Origin of the sequence: Sphingomonas pollutisoli, from assembly GCF_029167165.1 — a bacterium.
In the GTDB taxonomy this organism is placed as follows: Bacteria; Pseudomonadota; Alphaproteobacteria; order Sphingomonadales; family Sphingomonadaceae; genus Sphingomonas; species Sphingomonas pollutisoli.
Genome location: NZ_JARFNJ010000003.1, coordinates 120,884 through 140,355 on the forward strand (window position 1 = coordinate 120,884; position 19,472 = coordinate 140,355).

General features: G+C 68.5%; 10 protein-coding genes. 5 read left to right on the forward strand and 5 right to left on the reverse strand.

Features of this window, described 5'->3' with window-relative positions; all coding sequences use genetic code 11:
* Positions 1-3 precede the first annotated feature (3 nt).
* Complete coding sequence (locus tag PX554_RS07045; RefSeq protein ID WP_275500181.1) at positions 4-1,239, reverse strand: amino acid deaminase; 1,236 nt, start codon at positions 1,237-1,239, stop codon at positions 4-6.
* Between the two features lie 78 nt (positions 1,240-1,317).
* Here PX554_RS07045 and PX554_RS07050 point away from each other — a divergent pair, with 78 nt between their 5' ends.
* The 3 genes from PX554_RS07050 to PX554_RS07060 are packed head-to-tail and all read left to right on the forward strand — an operon-like array spanning position 1,318 to position 4,511.
* Positions 1,318-2,766 carry an N-acyl-D-amino-acid deacylase family protein gene (locus PX554_RS07050; protein ID WP_275500183.1) on the forward strand — a complete coding sequence of 483 codons (1,449 nt, stop codon included), beginning with the start codon at positions 1,318-1,320 and terminating at the stop codon, positions 2,764-2,766.
* Positions 2,767-2,780: 14 nt separating this feature from the next.
* A complete protein-coding gene (locus PX554_RS07055) occupies positions 2,781-3,173 on the forward strand; it encodes a RidA family protein (protein ID WP_093223153.1) in 393 nt (130 codons plus the stop codon).
* Complete coding sequence (locus PX554_RS07060) at positions 3,174-4,511, forward strand: GntT/GntP/DsdX family permease (protein ID WP_275500185.1); 1,338 nt, start codon at positions 3,174-3,176, stop codon at positions 4,509-4,511. It begins immediately after the preceding gene.
* A 6-nt stretch (positions 4,512-4,517) separates the two neighbouring features.
* On the opposite strand, the gene PX554_RS07065 is transcribed toward PX554_RS07060, so the two are convergent.
* Positions 4,518-7,991 (reverse strand): glycosyl hydrolase 2 galactose-binding domain-containing protein, encoded by a 3,474-nt coding sequence (locus PX554_RS07065; RefSeq protein ID WP_275500189.1) that lies wholly within the window; start codon positions 7,989-7,991, stop codon positions 4,518-4,520.
* 113 nt (positions 7,992-8,104) lie between these two features.
* On the opposite strand from PX554_RS07065, the gene PX554_RS07070 reads away from it, so the two are divergent.
* Positions 8,105-10,582, forward strand: coding sequence for a glycoside hydrolase family 31 protein (locus PX554_RS07070; protein ID WP_275500190.1), 2,478 nt, complete (start codon positions 8,105-8,107; stop codon positions 10,580-10,582).
* A 16-nt stretch (positions 10,583-10,598) separates the two neighbouring features.
* Here PX554_RS07070 and PX554_RS07075 read toward each other — a convergent pair whose 3' ends face one another.
* From PX554_RS07075 to PX554_RS07085, 3 genes are all read right to left on the reverse strand, one after another.
* The gene (locus PX554_RS07075; RefSeq protein WP_275500192.1) at positions 10,599-13,175 is read right to left on the reverse strand and encodes a glycoside hydrolase family 3 C-terminal domain-containing protein; all 2,577 of its coding nucleotides are present in this window, start codon (positions 13,173-13,175) and stop codon (positions 10,599-10,601) included.
* An 85-nt stretch (positions 13,176-13,260) separates the two neighbouring features.
* Positions 13,261-16,269, reverse strand: coding sequence for a TonB-dependent receptor plug domain-containing protein (locus PX554_RS07080; protein ID WP_275500195.1), 3,009 nt, complete (start codon positions 16,267-16,269; stop codon positions 13,261-13,263).
* Positions 16,270-16,387: 118 nt separating this feature from the next.
* Positions 16,388-17,317 carry an ROK family protein gene (locus PX554_RS07085; protein ID WP_093223146.1) on the reverse strand — a complete coding sequence of 310 codons (930 nt, stop codon included), beginning with the start codon at positions 17,315-17,317 and terminating at the stop codon, positions 16,388-16,390.
* A gap of 146 nt (positions 17,318-17,463) precedes the next feature.
* On the opposite strand from PX554_RS07085, the gene PX554_RS07090 reads away from it, so the two are divergent.
* Positions 17,464-19,449 (forward strand): glycoside hydrolase family 84 protein, encoded by a 1,986-nt coding sequence (locus PX554_RS07090; RefSeq protein WP_275500203.1) that lies wholly within the window; start codon positions 17,464-17,466, stop codon positions 19,447-19,449.
* Positions 19,450-19,472 lie beyond the last annotated feature (23 nt).

A 19,472-nucleotide genomic window follows, 5' to 3' on the forward strand; every position in this document is an offset into this window, starting at 1 on the left:
CGCTCAGAAGAACGTCTCGATCACCTCGGTGCAGCGATAATCGTCATCCACCACCAGCAACCGACGCCATTTGTCGAAGGTGAGGCATGGATGCGAGATGTCGAACGCGATCACGTCGCCCACCGCGATGTCGTCCTCCGGCGCGATCGTCAGATAGGCGTGCTGGTCCATCAGGCCGGTCACCGCCCAATGCGGCGGCGCATCGCCGGGCCGATCGTCGCGGCCGGGGCGGAACAGGGTCGCCGGGCGCGGCATCCCCGCGTCGAACGCGACGTCACGCTTGCCCATCGCGATGATCGCGCGCGCGGGATCGGGCAGCGACTGCACGACCGCCCAGATGCGCAGCGCCGGCAACAGCGCCTCGCCGAAGCGCGGCGCGACGGCGTTGCGCTTGAGGATCTGCTCCTGCGCGATGCGATACAGGCCGTCGTCGTGGCTGATGTAGCAGCCGGGTCGCAACACGATCTCGACCGCGCCGCTCCGCGCGAGCGGCGCGGTCTCGTCCGCGACCACGTCATACCACGCCGACCCCGCGCCGGAGAGGATCGCGGGCGTACGGTCGAACCGCTGCTCCGCCAGCAAACGCGTCGTCGTCGCGGCCGCACGCCGCACGAAGCGCCGTACCTCGCCCTCGTCGGGTAGAACGCCCTCGTAAAACTCCACGCCCGACAACCGCAGATGCCCGCGCCAACGCTCCAGTTCCGCAAGCACCGCGTCCAGCCCCGCCGCATCGCGCACGCCGGTGCGAAAACCAGGCTGGTCCGGTTCGGGAGCGAGTTCGATCAGAACGTCCAACACCACCCCGCGCCGGCGGCACGCCGCGCCGAGCAGCGCGACCCCCGCCGCCGAATCCGCGATGCAGAACAGCGCCATCCCCGGCAGCGCGGCGAGATCGGCGACGGCGGCAAGGTTGGCCGCGCCGACGATCTGATTGGCGATCAAAATCCTGCGCACCCCATGCGCGGCGGCCACCTCCGCCTGTTGGCTGGTCGCGACGGTGATCCCCCACGCCCCCGCATCGAGCTGCCGCTGGAACAGCTTGGGCGCCATCGTCGTCTTGCCGTGCGGCGCGAGCGACAGCCCGTACGCATCGATGAAAGCACGCATCCAGCCGAGGTTGTGCCGCATCCGCCGCTCGTTGAGCACGGCGGCGGGGAACGGCACGTCGCCGGCCAGCAAATCCCAGACCATCGTCCCACGCCCGACGCCCTTGTCCAGTTCGAAGCGGTGATCGTCCACGGCGGGTCTCCCTTAAAGAAATTTGTTTACATTATCTGGCGACGGCGTGACAATGCGGATCTGATCCTGGGGGCCGGAATGACACGTACCACCATCGCCGGCGCCGACATCTTCGACGGCAGCGGCCAGCCGCCGTTCCGCGCCGACGTTGCCCTTGAAGGCGGCGTCATCGCCGGGATCCGCCCCTGCGCGGCGATCCTCCCCCACGGTGCGCTCGATGCGCGCGGCCTGGCGCTCGCGCCCGGCTTCATCGACGCGCATACCCATGACGACCTCGTCGTCATCGCCGCGCCCGAGATGACCGCGAAGACGACACAGGGCGTCACCACCGTCGTCGTCGGCAATTGCGGCATCAGCGCCAGCACGCCGTTCGACACCGCGCGCGACTTGGCCGATCCGCTCGTCCTGCTCGGCCCCGCGGCGCAGTTCCGCTACGCCGATTTCACCGCTTATGCGGAGGCCGTCGATCAGGCGCGGCCCGCCACCAATGTCGTGGCGCTGGTCGGCCACACCGCGCTGCGCGCGCGGCATATGGACCGGCTCGACCGTGCCGCGACGGTCGGCGAGATCGCCGCGATGCGCCGCGATCTCGACGCGGCACTCGATGCCGGTGCCTTCGGATTGTCCAGCGGCCTCGCCTACGCCAATGCCAATGCCGCGCCCACCGCCGAGGTGATGGAACTGGCGGAGGCGTTGCGGGGCCGCGACGCCGTATATTGCACGCACTTGCGCAGCGAGGGGGAGGAAATCGTCGCCGCGCTCGATGAAGCGTTCGCGATCGGCCGGCACGCCGCCGCGCCGGTCGTCGTGTCGCACCTGAAATGCGCGGGCGTCCGCCAGTACGGCCGCAGCCGCGAGATGCTGACGCGGCTCGAAACGGCTGCCGCCGATCATCCGGTCGGCTGCGATTGCTATCCCTATACCGCCAGTTCCTCGACGCTCGACCTCAAGCAAGTCGTGCCCGAGACGCCGATCAAGATCACCTGGTCGCACCCGGAACCGGGCCAGGCCGGTCGGATGCTCGCGGATATCGCCGCCGACTGGGGCACTGATCTGCGCACCGCCGCGCGGCGCTTGCAGCCGGCCGGCGCGGTCTATCATTGCATGGCGGAGGAGGATGTCGATCGCATCCTCGCGCACCCGCTCACGATGGTCGGCTCGGACGGGTTGCCGTGCGATCCGCGTCCGCACCCCCGGCTGTGGGGCAGTTTCCCGCGCGTGATCGGCCATTACGCGCGCGAGCGCCGCCTCTTCTCGGTCGCCGAGGCGGTCCGCAAGATGACCGGCCTGCCCGCCGACCGGTTCGGCCTGGCGGCGCGCGGCTATGTCCGCGAAGGGTATGCGGCGGATCTCGTGTTGTTCGATCCCGCCCGCATTGCGGACCGCGCCACCTATGACGCGCCGGAACAACCGTCCGCTGGAATCCATGAAGTGTGGGTCAACGGTGTCCACACCCTGTCGGCGCAGGGGCCGACCGGCGCGCGCGGCGGACGCTTGCTGCGGCGAGACGCGGCATCTCATTCATAACGAAGGACAAGAATATGACTGACGGCATAAAGCGCTACGGCGTCGAAGGCGGCACCGGCACCGGCGGACAACATCTCCCGTTCGCGCGTGCGGTGGCGGCCGATGGCTGGCTCTACGTTTCGGGTCAGGTGGCGATGGTCGATGGCGAAGTGATCGAGGGCGGAATCGTCGCGCAATCGCATCAGGCGATCCGCAACGTCATCGCGATCCTCGCCGAAGCCGGCTACGGGCCCGAGCATGTCGTGCGCTGCGGCGTGTGGCTCGACGACGCACGCGATTTCCAGTCGTTCAACCGCGTGTTCCGCGAATATTTCGGCGCCAACCCGCCGGCGCGCGCCTGTGTGGTTTCGCAGATGGTGGTGGATTGCAAGGTCGAGGTCGACTGCGTCGCCTGGAAGAAGCCCTAAGTGACGACCGGCGGCCCGCTGCTGCTCGAGGCGATCGGCGCGGTCGCGATATTGGTCGCGCTGATCGTGCGGGTGCGGCTCAGCCCGTTCATCGCGCTGATCCTCGTCTCGCTCGGGCTCGCGCTGGCCGCCGGCATTCCGGCCGGTGCCATCGTCAAGACCTTCGAAGCGGGCGTGGGCGGCGCGCTCGGCCATATCGCGCTCGTCGTCGGGCTCGGCACCATCCTCGGCAAGATGATGGTCGAATCGGGCGGCGCGGAACGGATCGCCGATACGGTGATCGGCTTTTTCGGCGCGCGCCGCGCCGATTGGGCGATGATGACCGTCGCGCTCATCATCGGCCTGCCGGTCTTCTTCGAGGTCGGCTTCGTGCTGCTCGTGCCGATCGTCTTCACCGTCGCGCGGCGGCTCGGCCAGCATCCGATGCGGGTCGGGCTGCCGATGGCGGCGGGCTTGTCCGTGGTGCATGCGATGATGCCGCCACACCCCGCCGCGATGCTCGCGACACAAGCCTATCACGCCGATGTCGGCCTCACCGTGCTGTTCGCGCTGGTGATCGGCATACCGACCGCCGCGATCGCCGGCCCGCTATACGCGCGGCTGGTGGTCGGACGGCTCGCGCCGTCCACCGCCACCGTGGCGGACCCGATCGACGCGGGCGCGGCGCGCGCGTTGCCGGGCTTCGCGACCACGCTCCTCACCCTGTTGCTGCCGGTGGCACTGATGCTGGCCGGGAGCCTTGCCGCGGCGGTCGCGACGCCGGGCTCCGCGCTCGACGGCGCGCTTCGTTTCGTCGGCACGCCGGTGGCCGCGCTGCTCATCGCGGTGCTGGTCAGCTATTGGACGCTCGGGCTCGCGCGCGGCATGACCATCGACATCATCCAGAAATTCACCAACGAATGCCTCGCGCCGACCGCGATGATCACCCTGGTCGTCGGCGTGGGCGCGGGCTTCGGCCGGATCCTGACGGACAGCGGCGTATCGGCGGCGATCATTCAGGCGGCATCCGCCGCGCATCTGCCGATCGTCGCGCTGGCCTGGTTGATCGCCGCGCTGATGCGCGTCGCGACCGGCTCCGCCACCGTCGCGATGGCGACCTCGGCCGGAATCGTCGCGCCGCTCGCCGCCGCCAGTCCCGGCATCCGCCCCGAATTGCTCGTGGTGGCGACCGGCGCCGGATCGGTCATCCTCAGCCATGTCAACGACGGCGGCTTCTGGCTGGTGAAGGAATATTTCGGGCTGAGCGTCGCCGACACGATCCGCAGTTGGACGGTTTGCGAGACGCTGATCTCGGTGATCGCGCTGGCGCTCACGCTCGCCGTATCGGCGCTGGTGTAGCAGCGCTCAGGTGCCGGCGCCCGCCACCATCGTATCGGCGAGGTTCCAGCCGCGCAGCCGCACCGTCGCGGGGCCGCGCAGCCGCGGATACCGCACGGTGACGCGCTGGCTCTCGCCAGGCAGCAACGAGACATAATTGTCGCTGAAATAGGCGGGCAGGATTTGCTCGCCCTTCGCGTCGAACAGCGTGAGCTTGGCCTGCAACGCGGGCGTCGGCCCGGCGTTGACGAGATCGACGCGCACCGCGCGTTCGCCCTCCGCACCGGTCTCGTCATGAACCGACGCCCGCAGCGTCGCCTGCGGCATCGACGCGAGCGCCTTCAGATCCGCCGGCCGCGCGGACTGCCAATAGAAATTCGACGACAGCATCGTGCCGTCGCGTGTGAACGCTTCGAGCCGGATCAGCACCGGCCCCTTCGTCAGCGCGGCTTCGATCGGCAGCGCGAACGCCGCCACCGTCCGGTTCGCCGGCAGATCGACGGTCGCGTCGCGCGACAGAACCGCCGCGCCGGCGAGATCGGTCACCCGCGCGACGACCTTCACGCCGCTCAGCCCGTCACGCGTGGTATTGACCATCGTCACCTGCCGATCGGGCTGGTTCATCTGGACGTGGACCGGCTCGGCGCCCTTCTTGGTGCCGTAGAAAGCGGCATGGGTATCGTAATCGGAAGAATATATCTGGAAGTCCGCCGACGGCCACGCCGGATGCGTCATCCACAGCATCCGCGCGCTGTTGGTCGTCCACAAACCAGCGGCGAATCCCTCGAAGATCGCGCGGTACGATTCGTAGTTGAGCATCTGCGCCTTACGCTCGAAATCGGCGAGATCGCGCGGCGCTCCGAATTCGGTCTCCAGCGCGCGCATGAAGCTCGCCATCGAGACGCCCCGCTCCTGATGCCAGTCGTGATAGACCCAGGTGTCGCTGATCGGCCAGCGATCGGCGGCGGGCACGGTGCGCCGCCACGATTCGAGCGTTGGGAAGCTCGCGGTGCCGACCTCGACCGCGAAGCCGCGCGGATATTTGGTGAAATAGTCCTCGGGCGGATGCCATTCGTAAGGGCCCGATCCGGCGAGGTTGATGATCCGCGAATTGCCTTTGTAGAGGCGCGTTCCATCCTCCTGCCACACCATGTCCTGCAACGCCGTTTGCAGCGCCGGTTGCGGCACGCCTTCGTTGCGGCCAAACCATAGCACGATCGACGGATGCGTGCGGTAGCGCCGCACCACGTCGCGCGCGTTGGCGACGAACAACGGCACGTCCTGCGCCTCGGCGTCGCCGTCCTGGGTCGATTCCCAAAAATCGTTGAGCACCATCAACCCGTAGCGATCGGCGAGCGCGTAGAAGGCTTCTTCGGTGCTCTGCCCCATCCAGTTGCGGATGATGTTCATGCCGGCCTCGCGGTGGAGCCGGAAATAGGGATCGAGCCGGTCCGGCGCGACGCGCTTGAGCATGTCGTCCATGCCCCAATTGCCGCCGCGCGCGGCGATCCGCACGCCGTTCACGCGCAGCACCAATTGCGTGCCGAGCGGATCGTCGGGCAGCGTCTGGATCGCGGGCGAGGTCTCCGCGCCCGGCATCAGCGAATCCGCCCAGCCGCCGCGCACCTTGCGCAACGCCGCGTGCCGCTCGTCGATCACCGGCGTGCCGAGGTCGCGCGCACGCGCGGAATCGACCAGCACCCGCCGCAGCGCCCCGTCCTTGTCGAGCGATGCGAGTTCGTAGGTCACGCTACGCATGCCGAAGTCGAGGCTGCGGCGGTCGGACAGGGCGTGGTCCGCCGTGGCGCTCAGGTGCAGGCGGTGCAGGGCCGGGTCGCCATAGCCGTTGGGCCACCACAGCCGGGGGTGCGCGACGCTCAGTTGCGGGAAGTCGCCGGGTACGAACCGCACCGTCTCGGTCGCCCCGGCGGCGACGGTGAGCGTACGCTCGACCGCCACGTCATCGAAGGCCGCACGTACCGTCGCCTGCGTCGGCGCCGACCCGTGGTTGGTGACCGGCACGGTGATCGAAACCTCCGCGACCGCATTGTCGGCGCGCGGCAGTCGGGTGGCGATCGCCGGGTCTCCGAGTGTCACCATCCCGGTCGCGGCGAGTTCGACGTCCTGCCACAATCCGGTGTTGCGGTCGCGCACGCCCGGTATCCAGTCCCACCCCTCGCTCGCGCCGAAGGTCGGGCCATCGCTCATCAACGCGCCGCCATTGTCGCCGCGTCCGCCGGCGAGCGACTGTTCGTGCGCGATGCCGGGGTGCGGCGGCGGCGACACGCGCACCGCGATGCTGTTGCGCTCGCCGGGCCGTAGCCGGTCGGTCACGTCGAACCGGCCCCGGATGAACGCGCCCGTGACGTCGCCGACGGGCACGCCGTTGACCCAGACCTGCGCCGCGTAGTTGACGCCGTTGAAGGTCAGCGTCAGCCGCTTCGCGGGCCCCGCCGGCAGCGTGAATTCGGTGCGATACCAATATGCCTGCCGCGACAGGCTTTCCGGGATCGCCATGTTGTTGAGGCCGATCGTCGGGTCGGGATAGACGCCGCGATCGACCAACGTCGTGAGCACGGTGCCGGGCACCGTCGCCACATACCATTGGCGCGCGTCGAAGCCCGGCCGTGAGATCGCGGCGCCGTCGCCCACCGCATGCGGCGCGTCGATCAGGCGCCAGCCGTTGACGGTATAGCGCCCGTCACCCAGGGCTTCGAGCGCCGGCGCGCTCGACGCGGGCTTCGCCACCCCGCGCGCGGGCGGCGCCTTCGCGACCGGCAGTTCCCACGCGGGTTGCGGCGCGGCGAGGCCATATTGCGTCTTTACCTGAAGCGGCCACGACGGGCTGGCATCTTCGAACCGCGTCAAGGCGTCGTCGGGAGCGATTTTGCCCAGCGCCGCGATCTCGGCGCCGGTGCGTGAGACCGGCTCCAGCGTAAGCCCCGCGATATGGCCCGCGAAGCCGGGCCGGCCGGGGAGACGCGGTCCCATCACCACCACGGCCTCTGCGGGCGGTGGTTGGATGCCGCGTGTGCCAACAAGCCGGCCATCGACGAAGAAGCGCACCGCACCGCCGTCCACACTCGCGACGAGCAGATGCCAGCGACCCGCCGCGATCCTGGCCGTGGCGCTGATCCGCACACCGCCCAGTTCGAACGCCGGGCGGCCGTCGTCGAGCGCGAACTGCCGGCCGGCCGCGCTGTCCGGCGCGCCGATAGCCGCCAGCACGATACGCCCGTCGGCGTCCCGCGTCGGCTTGATCCACATGCGCAGCGTCCATTGCGAGGTCGCGGGCAGCGCCTCGCCAGCCACGTAGCCTTGCGCGAGATGCCGCACCTCATCGGAGCCTGCAAGGAACACCGCGTTGTGCGGGCCGATCGTCGCCTGCTTGGGGTGAGCGATGCGCGAGGACGGCCATTCGATCTGCTGCGCGGCGAGTTGCGCGCTCACCCCGCTCGCGATCAGGCACGCCGCATAGGCTTTGATCCTGGACGTGCTCATAAGCCTCCCCCTCTGTCGGACGGTGTCCGCCGCCTCGCGATGTGTGCCCCAGGTTGACATGCCCCCGCAAGACTTGATTAGATGAATTTATTTAATCGAGCAGGAGAGGCCCAATGCTTCGATATCGCACGGTGTTCGGGGCAGCATCCCTCGCCGTCTTGTCCGCGAACGTCGCGGCCGCGGCGCCCGAGCGGCACGCGGGCATCGCCGCCGCGCCCGTGATCGCCGCCGCCCGCGACGGCATCGTCGTGCGCGATGGGGCGATGCTGTGGCGGGTAACCGCGCTGACGGACCAGATCCTGCGCGTCCGCATCGCCCCTACCGGCACCCTGCCGGAAGATGCGAGCTGGGCGGTCCCGTCCGACGTTCGCCGCCACCGCGTCGCGGTCCTGCCGCGCGTGGACGGCTTCACCACCCGGCAGCTCAGCGTGCGTGTCGCGGGCGGGCGGCTGATCGTCGCCGATCTCGCCGGCGGGATCATCTCCGCCGACGCAATCGATCCGGTCTCGATCGCGGGCACAGCCTTCACGCTGCGCAAGGCGTTGCCGCAAAGCGAGCATATCTTCGCGCTCGGCGACAAGACCGGTGCCGATCTCGACCGGCGCGGCCAGACCTATGTCGACTGGAATACCGATGTCGCCTTCTCCAGCACGCGCGATCCGATCTACAAGTCGATCCCGTTCTTCATCGGCGCGGGCGGCCCCGGCGGAAGCTACGGCATGCTGCTCGACAACAGCTACCGCGCCTTCTTCGATTTCGGCCATGTCGATCCCGACCGGATCACGATGGGCGCACCCGACGGCCCGATCGACTATTACCTGATCGCCGGCCCTTCCACCGCCGAGGTGGTGCGCCGCTATACCGATCTTACCGGCCGCGCGCCGCTGCCGCCGCGCTGGTCGTTCGGCTATCAGCAATCGCGCTTCGGCTACATGACCGCCGACGAGGTCCGGCAGGTCGCCGCACGGCTGCGATCGGAGCATGTGCCGACCGACGCGATGTGGCTCGACATCGATTTCCAGGACCGCAACCGTCCCTTCACGGTCAATCGCCAGACCTTCCCCGATCTCGCCGGCCTCACGCGCGATCTCGGCGGCGAAGGCATCAAGCTGGTGGCGATCACCGATCTTCATATCGCCGCCGCACCGGGCGAGGGATATGCGCCATATGACAGCGGCGTCGCCGGCAAGCACTTCGTCCGCAATCCCGACGGGACGACCTTCGTCGGCCCGGTATGGCCCGGCCCGGCCGTCTTCCCCGATTTCACCGACAAGCGCGCACGGGACTGGTGGGGCGGGCTGTACCGGCCGTTCGCGGCCGACGGCATCGCCGGCTTCTGGAACGACATGAACGAACCGGCGGTGTTCGACACGCCAACCAAGACGATGCCGCTCGACACACTGCACCGCGTCGCCAGCGACGATTTCGCGCCGCGCGACGCGACCCATGCCGAGATCCACAACATATTCGGCATGCAGAACACCCGCGCGACCTTCGAGGGCCTGCGCGCGCTCCGTCCCGACGAACGCCCGTTCGTGATGACGCGGGCGAGCTATGCCGGCGGCCAGCGCTACGCGGTGACGTGGACCGGCGACAACAGCTCGACCTGGGATCATCTGCGGCTGTCGGTCCATCAGCTCATCAACCTCGGCCTGTCGGGGTTCGCATATGCGGGCGCCGATGTCGGCGGCTTCACCGGCGGGCCGAGCGCCGATCTGCTGACCCGCTGGTTCGAGATCGGCGCGTTCACGCCGATCTTCCGCGACCATAGCGACAAGGGCAAGCCGCGCACCGAACCGTGGGTCGATGGCCCCGAACATCTCGCGATCCGGCGCCGCTTCGTCGAGGAACGCTACCGGCTGATGCCGTATTTCTACGCGCTGGCGGATGCGAACGCCCGCACCGGCGACCCGATCATGCGGCCGGTATTTTGCGATTATCCGGGGCTGCTGACCGCGCGAAGCTGCGACCAGGCGATGACGTTCACCGTCGGCCGATCGCTGCTGGTGGCGCCCCCCGCCAAGATGGAGTCGCCGCAAGCCTATGACGTGTGCCTCCCCGCCGGCGGCTGGTTCGATCTGTGGAGCGGGCGGCGTGTCACGGGCCGGCCCTCCACCGATGCGCGGGACGGCGATGCGACGCTGCTGATGCAAACGCCCCGGCTCGACTCCTTGCCGGTGTTCGTGCGCGCGGGCACCATTCTGCCGCGCCAGCCGCTCGTGCAAAGCCTATCGGAAACGCCCGCCGGCCCGCTCGAACTGCATGTCTATCCCGGCGCCGACTGCACCGGCGAGCTGTACGCCGACGATGGCCACTCGATGGCGTTCACACGCCGCGGCTTCCTGCGCCAGCACCTGCGCTGCGCGCAGGGGCCGGCGGGACTACGCCTGAGCTTCGATGCGCGTGACGGTGCGTATCGGCCGTGGTGGCGGCGGGTCGCGGTCGTCGTTCACGGTTGGCATGGCGGCGCGCGGGTAACCGGCGCGGGCAAGCAGATCATCGCGACCGCCGATCCGGCCACCGAGACCGTCCGCTTCGAGATCGCCGACCCACGCGGCGCGGCCGATTTCACCATCGCCCCCGACGCATGAACGGGGTGGCGCGCGATCAGTTCGGCAGAACGGTGCGCGCGCCCGTGATCGTGATGTCGCTCCACACACCGGCGGCGTCGCCGGGCTGGCCGCCCGCCACGAACAGGCGATATCCGCCCGGGACGATCGCGCGCGTGCCGTCGTGTTCGACCAGGCTGAGGCTGCGCGGATCGATCGTCAGGCGCACCGTCCGCCGCTCGCCCGGCTTCAGCGAGACGCGCGCGAAGCCGACGAGCTGACGCTGCAATTCAGGGGTTGTCCGCCCCTTCTCGGGGGCCGCCGTCGGTACGAGATACGCCTGGACGACCTCGTCGCCCGACATCTTGCCGGCATTCTCCACCCGCACGCTGGTGACGAGCGGCTCGCCGGCGGCGATGCTCACCGCCGCGGGGGAGACGGGCGCGTAGGCGAAGCGGGTGTAGCTCAGCCCGTGGCCGAACGGATAGAGCGGCGCGCCGGTGAAGAAACGGTACGTCCGGTTCTTCATGCTGTAATCGATATAGGCCGGCATATCGCGGGTCGCGGCATAGAATGTCACCGGCAGCCTGCCGCCCGGATTGACGTCGCCCGCGAGCATGCGCGCGATCGCCGTCCCGCCCGACTGGCCGGGATACCATGCGTTCACCACCGCGTCGGCGTTCTGCTTGCTCCACGGGTCGGCGATCGCGGAACCCGTCATATACACCACGACCAGCGGCTTGCCGGTGGTCGAAAGCGCCGCCAGCATGCGGCGTTGCGGCTCGGGCAGTTCGATCGCGGTGCGGTCCCCGCCCACGAAGCCGGGCACGTCCAGCCGCAACGCCTCGCCCTCCAGCGTCGGCGACAGGCCGACGAAGGCGACGATGACGTCGGCATCGCGCGTCGCGGCGAGTGCCTCGGCCTGCTGCGCCGCGCCGGGTGCGACCCAGCGCAAACCGATGCCGCCGTCCTCGCTTTGATGGATATAGTCGATGCGGATGTCGCGGGGGCGCGCGTCCATGAAATCGATGTCGGCTTCGACATGCTCATCGCTGCCGTCGTCGGTGATCAGCGGCTTGCCGTCGATCCACACGCGCGCGGGATCGTGCCCATCGCAATCGAAGCAGCGCGGCACGTCGAGCCGCAGGCGATATCGTCCCGGCGCGGGCGGCGTCAGTTGGCCGGTCCAGCGCACCGCATATGTGTCCTCGGCGAGTCCCGCAGCCGGCGGCGCGCGATCCCAATCGAAGTCGATCTTGCGATCCTGCCGGCGCAGCACAGGTGCGCCGGCCATGTCGGTACCGCGAAAATATTCGCCGCGCAGGCCCGGCGCGCCATTCGCGGACAGGGCGGTCTCGGGCACCGGCACGGGAACGCCCTCCGCCAGCACGCCACCTTGCGCATAGCGCACCCGCTCCGCGCCGAAGCGCGCGCGGATGCCCTCGAGCGGCGTCACCGGCGCCGCGGCGGTGCCGTGATAATTGGCCTCGAGTACGTCGAGCGAATCCGCGTTCGGCCCGATCACCGCGATCCGCGTACCGGGCTTCAGCGGCAGCCGATCCTTGTTGGTGAGCAACACCAGCGATTCCTCCGCCGCCCTGAGCGCGAGCGCGCGGTGGGCGGCCGAGTCGTTTTCACTCGGCGCGATGCGATCCCACGGGCTCCGCTGCCCGAACGCGATGCCGAGCGCGGCGCGCGAGGCGAACACGCGCCGCAGCGACGTATCGAGCGACGTCTCCGGGATCAGCCCATCCCGCACCGCGGCGGGCAGCGCATCGTAGCTCGGGCCGCAATCGAGATCGGTCCCGGCGCTCAGCGCCGCCGCCGCCGCCGATGGCATATCGAGACGATAATTGTGGAACGTCGTGATGTACCCGACCGCGTCGCAATCGGACACGATCAGCCCGCGGAACTTCCAGTCGCCACGCGCGCGATCGGTCAGCAGCGCGGTCGAGGCGCAGGCGGGCGTGCCGTGCAGCGCATTGTAGGCGCACATCGTCGACAGCGCGCGCCCTTGCGTCAGCGCCATGCGGAAGGCGGGCGTGTAGGTTTCGGCCATGTCGCGCGGCGACACATCGACATCGAAGCTGTTGCGCCCCGCCTCCGGCCCCGAATGCGCGGCGAAATGCTTCGGAGTAGCGATGGCCTTGGGATGCGCGACGTCTGGACCCTGGACGCCGGTGACGAACGCCACGCCGAGCGTCCCGGTCAGGTACGGATCTTCGCCATACGTCTCTTGTCCGCGCCCCCAGCGCGGATCGCGGAAGATGTTCACATTGGGCGACCACAGATGCAGCCCCGCGAAACGCCGTCGGTCGGCACCGCGCGGCAAGGCGTTGTACTTGGCGCGCGCCTCGGTCGAGATGACGTCGCCGATCTGGTGCACCAGCGCCGCGTCCCAGCTCGCGGCAAGCCCGATCGCCTGCGGGAACACCGTGGCGATGCCATTGCGCGCAAGGCCGTGCAGCCCCTCGCTCCAATAATCATAGCCCGGCAAGCCAGCCTTGGGCAGAGCGGGTGCGCTGCTGCCGAGCTGCTTGGCCTTCTCCTCCATCGTCATCGTGCGGATCGTCTGCTCGATCGCGGGGGTGGCGGCGGACGGCGCATCGGCGGCGATCAGCAGGATCGGGAACATCGGCTTTTCCTCATCGACGTCGCTGAACAAAAGACAGCCCGGCGCGACCGGGAAGGTCGCGCCGGGCCAGTTCGGGGGGGGCCGATCAGAAGTTGGCGCGAACGCCGAACCGGTACATGCGGCCGATCACGTCGTACAGGCCGGGGTTGGTGATGTCGCTCGGCACGGTCGCGGCATCCTTGTTGAACAGGTTGTCCACCTTGACATAGGCCTGCAGGCCCTTGGCGAACCTGTAGGACGCGCTGATATCGACGTAGAGCGCGCCCGCGAGGCGATTGCGGTCGATCGTTGGGTTGTTGACGGTCGAGACCGGGCAATCGGTCGAGCAGACGACATATTCGTTGGCCAGCACGCCCGCGCTGAACCAGCGCTGCTGGAGCGTGAAGCTCACATCGTCGGTGCTCCAATCCTCGCTGGCGAGCACCTTCCAGCGCGGGGTGGCGCCCGCGCCGAGATTGACGCCGGCCCCTTGGATCGGGATCGTACCCGGCAGGCCGCGATTGGTGACGAAGTTCTTCACGTGCGTCGCGAGGCCGCGCAACGAGATCTTGCCCGGCAGGCCCACGCCATCGAGCGGGAACTGATAGCTGCCCTCGATGTCGAACCCGTCCGTGAAGATCGACGCGAGGTTGAACGACTGCACCGTGACCGAGGCGTTGTTCGGATCGCTCAGGTTGAACGTGCCGCAGGTGAAGCTGACGCCCGCATAGCACAGGTTGATCTGCGTCTGCGCGTCGAGCGCCGCGATCGCGCCCTTCAGGCTGATCCGATAGTAATCGAACGACAGGTTGAGGTTGCGTGCCCAGGACGGTCGCGACAGCACGATGCCGACTTCGGTGTTGCGCGCGATTTCCGGCTTCAGGTTCGGGTTGCCCGCCGTCGTCTGCAACACGGTGATGGTGCGGTTGTTGAACGGATCGACCGTGCCCGTGCGGTTGCTGGTGACCGGCGCGGCATAGAGTTCGCTGAGGTTGGGCGCGCGGATGTCGCGTGATGTGACCGCGCGCAGACGGATGCCGTCGAGCGGCGTCGTCCACGTGCCGCCGATCTTCCACGTGTAGACCGTGCCCGACGTGCTGTAGTGCGTGCCGCGCCCCGCGATGTCGAGGTTGGCCTTGCCGATCGCCGCGCTGTCGAACAGCGGCGCGTTGAGTTCCAGGAAGCCTTCGTAAACGGTATAGGCGCCGCGTCCGTCATGATAATTGCCGGCATACCAATTGTTGCCGAGCGGGTTGAGCAGCGGGTCTGCCGGATAGGCGCTGGTGTTCTGGTTGGTCGCGGTTACGCCATTGCCGTAGGGGTCGCCCTTCACCTCGTAGAATTCGTGGCGATATTCGCCGCCGAACGCCACCGACAGCGGGCCGGCCGGCAGCCGCAACGGATCACCGTTGACGGAGAAGCTCGCCACGTCCTGCGTCTGGCGGGTGTGCTGCGACGGGCCGGCGGAGGGTTCGACATATTCGAGCGCGGCGGCGCTCGGCGTCTGGCCGCCGAAGATGTTGATCGGCACGCAGCCGCTGGCGACGGCGACCGGATTGGCGCAGGTGATCACGCCGTTGGCGCCGCGCACCGCCTGGATCGCCGCATTGTAACGCGGCATCAGCGGGATGTTGTAGACGTGGATGTCGGTGATTTCGGTGCCGTGCTCGCCGTAGGCGTCATAGCGCCAGCTCGTGCCGAACGCCTGGAAACGCCCCTTCGCGCCGCCGACGAAGCGGTATTGGTTGCGGTTGGTGTGCACCGTCACGAATTCCGGGAAGATCGCGTTATCGACGCCGTAGCCGAAGCTGGTGATCCCGTTCGCCGTGCATGCCGCCTGGATCGACGCCGGCACGAACGGGTTCGAGCATTGCATCGTCAGATTGCCGAACTGCGCCGAGCCGGGGTTCGGGATGTTGCTCGTCCCCACCTGGGCGATGTTGACGGTCGCATAGACTTCGTTGTCGGAATCGATATCGAAACCGACCCGGCCATAGCCGTTGATGCGGGTCAGCGCCGATTGCAGGCTGTTGCCGTTGGTGACGTTGCCGGAGCGATCGCCGCCTTCGCACAGGCCGTTGTAACAGCCCTGCACCGTGCCGGCCGCGTTCTTCAGCGGGACGCCGTTCGAGCCGTATTGAAACTGATAGGGATTGCCGGCCGCATCGAAGGCAGTGCCCTGCAACGGCCCCGACGTGATCAGACCGTAGAGCGAGGCCTGGTAGGACTGGGTGAAATTGCGGTCGAGATATTGCGGCCGCCCGTCGTTGGTGATGCCGCGGTTGATGAGGTTGCGCGCGACCAGCCATTTGCGCCCGTTCGGGCCGCTACCGTTCGGATCGGACCCCACGCCGAACCCGGCGCTGCCGATCCCGTCCTCATGGCTGTATTCCGCGCTGCCGATCAGGTGCAGGCGATCATTGAGCAGCGCTTTACCAGCGGCGGCCTGGAACGTGTAATTGCCGTCGTCGCCATAAGTGGTGATGCCGCCCTGCACGTTGGCGCGGAACCCCTGAAAGCGCGTGTTGGTCACGAAGTTGACCACACCGCCGACCGCGTCCGAGCCGTACGACGCGGAAGCGCCGCCTGTCACCACGTCGACCCGGTCGATCAGCAGTTGCGGGAACAGGCTGACGTCGGCGACACCGGTCACGTTCGCGCCGACGATGCGCTGGCCATCGAGCAGGGTCAGCGTGCGGATCGGCTGCAATCCGCGCAGGCTGAGCGTGCTCAGCCCCTGCACGCCGGTCGAGGTGCCGTTCGCGCCGACGGTCGTTCCGGTGCTGCCCTGAAGCGAGGGCAATTGCGCGACGGTGGTGAAGATGTTGGGCTGCGCGTTCTTGATGATCGCGTCGCGGTTCAGCACCTGGGTCGGGGTGGGCGCGGTGAAGCCGCTCGACGTGATGCGCGAGCCGGTGACGACCACGTCGCCCTGCGGTGCCGGCGCTCCCGTGGGCGCGCTGGGGCTCAAGGTCGCCGGTGCGGGCTGGGAGACCGGTGCCTCGCCGCCCTGAACCGGGCCGGGCGCGCTGCTCACCTGGGCGAAAGCGGGCGTCGCAAGCATCGTCGATGCCGCCAGCGCAGCCCGGAAAATCGTCGTCGTCACCTGCCGCATGAGAACTCTCCCCGTTTTTTCGTGCGGCGTGTTCAGGCTCCGTGAGCGTTCGATCACCGCGTGCGACGCTCTTATGCCGAAACGGAATCCCTTCACAAGATAAGTTTTACAATTTCTTTTAATTAAAGTTGGGGAGTGGTGACGCGTGCGTGTCGATCGCGCTGGTTCGGTCCCGCTCCGCCATTGCCAGCGCGAGTGCGATCGGCCCGAGCGGCCCAGCCTCCGCGCCGAGGCCGGGCGAACGCACGAACCGCTCGGCGGGCAGCGCGAGATAGCGCCCGACCAAGGCCCGTACGCGCGCCTCGATGCGTTCGATGAGGAGCGGTCGCGACGCCATGACGCCGCCGCCGATCAAGATGCGTCGTGGCCCGGCGATCGACACCAGCGCCTGGAGCATCTGCGCCACCGCCTCGACGACCGTGTCCCAGACCGGATCGTCGTCCGGCACCGAGGCACCGTCACGCCCGAGACGCGCCGCGATCGCCGGCCCGGCGGCAAGCCCCTCCACGCAGTCGCCATGATAGGGGCATGCGCCTCGCCAATGATCGCCGGCCAGCCGGGCGACCCGCATGTGCCCCGCCTCGCAATGCCCGAGGCCCCGCGTCGCCTGACCGTTGACGATCAGGCCCACGCCGACGCCGGTGCCGACCGTGACATAGGCAAGATCATCGAGCCCCTGCCCGGCGCCCCAGCGCCGTTCGGCAAAGGCCGCGCCGTTGACGTCGGTGTCGAACGCGACGGGCACCGCATAGCGCGCCGCCAGCGGCGCGACGATCGGCGTGTCACGCCACCCGGGCTTGGCCGTCGAGGTGATGGTGCCATAAGCGGGCGAGCTGATGTCGAGGTCCAGCGGACCGAATGACGCGATGCCGAGCGCGTCGAACCGACCGTCACCCCACCAGCGATCGAGCGTTTCGATTATGGCGGCGAGCGTCGTCGCGGGATCGAGCGTCGGGATCACATGCTGTTCCGCGATCCGGTCGTCCCCGTTCGCGAGCACGACGATGCATTTGGTGCCGCCCAATTCGACACCCGCGATCCGCTTCATCCGTCTTCCTTGTTCCGTCGTTTGCGATTTACGTCACGCGCGGCTTCGTACGCGGGCGGGCAAATTAAACAATCATTTTTATTTAATTTGGCGGACGGTCGGTTAGGTATGACGATCGAACCGCCAGTGTCTCGAAAGGATGGTCCTTGCCTCTCCCGCTGATCCAGACGGCGCTCGCCGCCGCGCTTTCCGTGACGGTCGGCGCGCGGCCGGTCACCACCATGCCGATCGTCGTACCGCAGCCGGAGACGATGCGGCTGACGGGAGCGGCGCTCGACCTCGGCGACACTGCCACCATCGCCGCGCCGGACGGCATCGACGCGGAGACGCTTCATCTGGTGCGCGCCGCGCTCGACAAGGTCGGCGTGCGCCGCGTCGTGGTCACGAAACGCCCAGCGCGCGCCGGCACGACGCGCGTGGTGTTGGGGCTCGGTTCCGATCCCCTCGTCGCGCGCGCGTTGGCGCAAGCCGGTGGCGCCGCTCCCGAGTCACCCGAAGGCTATGCGCTCGTCAGCACGACGGTGGGCGGCGGGCCGCTGATCGTTCTCGCCGGCCAAGACGCGGATGGCCTATATTACGCGGCACAATCGCTCCGGCAGATCGCCGCGCGCGGAACGCTGCCGGGGCTGACGCTGTCCGATCGCCCGCGCATGGCGGTGCGTGGCACGATCGAGGGCTTCTATGGTGCGCCCTGGTCGATGACCGACCGCATGGCGCACCTCGCGTTCCTCGGCGGCGTGAAGGCGAACACTTACGTCTATAGCCCAAAAGACGATCCGTTCGCCCGCGATCGCTGGCGCGATCCGTATCCGCGAGCGACCTTCGAAGCGCTGAGGGCGCTCGCCGATCAGGCGAGGCGGTACCATGTGCGCTTCACCTATGCGATCTCGCCGGGGCCGTCGGTCTGTTACTCCGATCCAGCCGACATCGCGGCGCTCGAACGCAAGTTCGCGGCATTCCGGGCGATCGGCGTGCGATCCTTCTACATCGCGTTCGATGACATCGATTACACCAAGTGGAATTGCGAGCGTGACCGCACGACGCTCGGCGAACCGGGCGCGGCGGCGGCGGGGCGCGCGCAGGCCGCCTTCATCAACACCATCCTGACCTGGCTGGCCGCGCGGGACGGGAATGCCGCGCGGCTGATGATCGTGCCGACCGAATATTCCGACACGAAGGAAACGCCGTACAAGGCCGCGCTCCGCGCGATCGACCCGCGCGTGCTGGTGCAGTGGACCGGTACCGACGTCGTGCCGCCGTCGGTTTCGATCCGCGACGCGAAAGCCGCCGCCACCGCCTTCGGCCGCAAGACCGTCCTTTGGGACAATTACCCGGTCAACGATTATGCGGAAACGGCGGGGCGGCTGCTGCTCGCCCCCTACATAGGCCGCGAGCCGCAATTGGCCGAGCAATTGAACGGCATCCTCGCCAATCCGATGAACCAGGAAGCACCCAGCCGCGTCGCGATCACCGGCAGCGCCGCTTTCGCCTGGAACGATCGCGACTATGATGCCGATCGCGCGTGGCGCGCGGCCGCCGCCGAACTCGCGTCGCGGGACGGGCCGACGACCGAGGCGCTGCTGCTGTTGTTCGATCTCGAACATCTCGCGCCGACCTTTCACAGCCAGCCGTGGCAGTCGCAGGCGCCCGCGCTCAAACGACTGCTGGACGGCGTGACGGACGCTTTGGCGGACGGCAGCCCAGCCGACCGCACCGCCATGCTCGCCGCCCTCGGCGCGACGGCGGCGCGCATGATCGCCGCGCCGGCGACGATCCGAGCCGGCGTCCACGACGCCGGCTTCCTCGCGCAGAGCGCGCCGTGGCTCGATGCGCTCGGCCTATGGGGCGAAGCGCTCCAGGCCACGGCGAAAGGCTTGATCGCGGCCAATGCCGCCATGCCGGCGGCATGCACGCGCTTCGCCGAGGCGGCCAGCTACGCCAGCCGGGCGGAAGCGTTGCGGACGATCGAAGGCGCCACCCGTCCGCAGGGCGCGATCCGTGTGGGAGACGGCGTGCTCGATCGTTTCATCCGCGCCGCGCCGACCTTGATCGCGCCACTGTCGCGCGCACAAGCGCCGGCTGGAGGTTCGACGAACTGCGGCGGCGCGGCGGTCACCGCTCCCAACCGATAGTCCAGCCAAACCGGTATGGACGT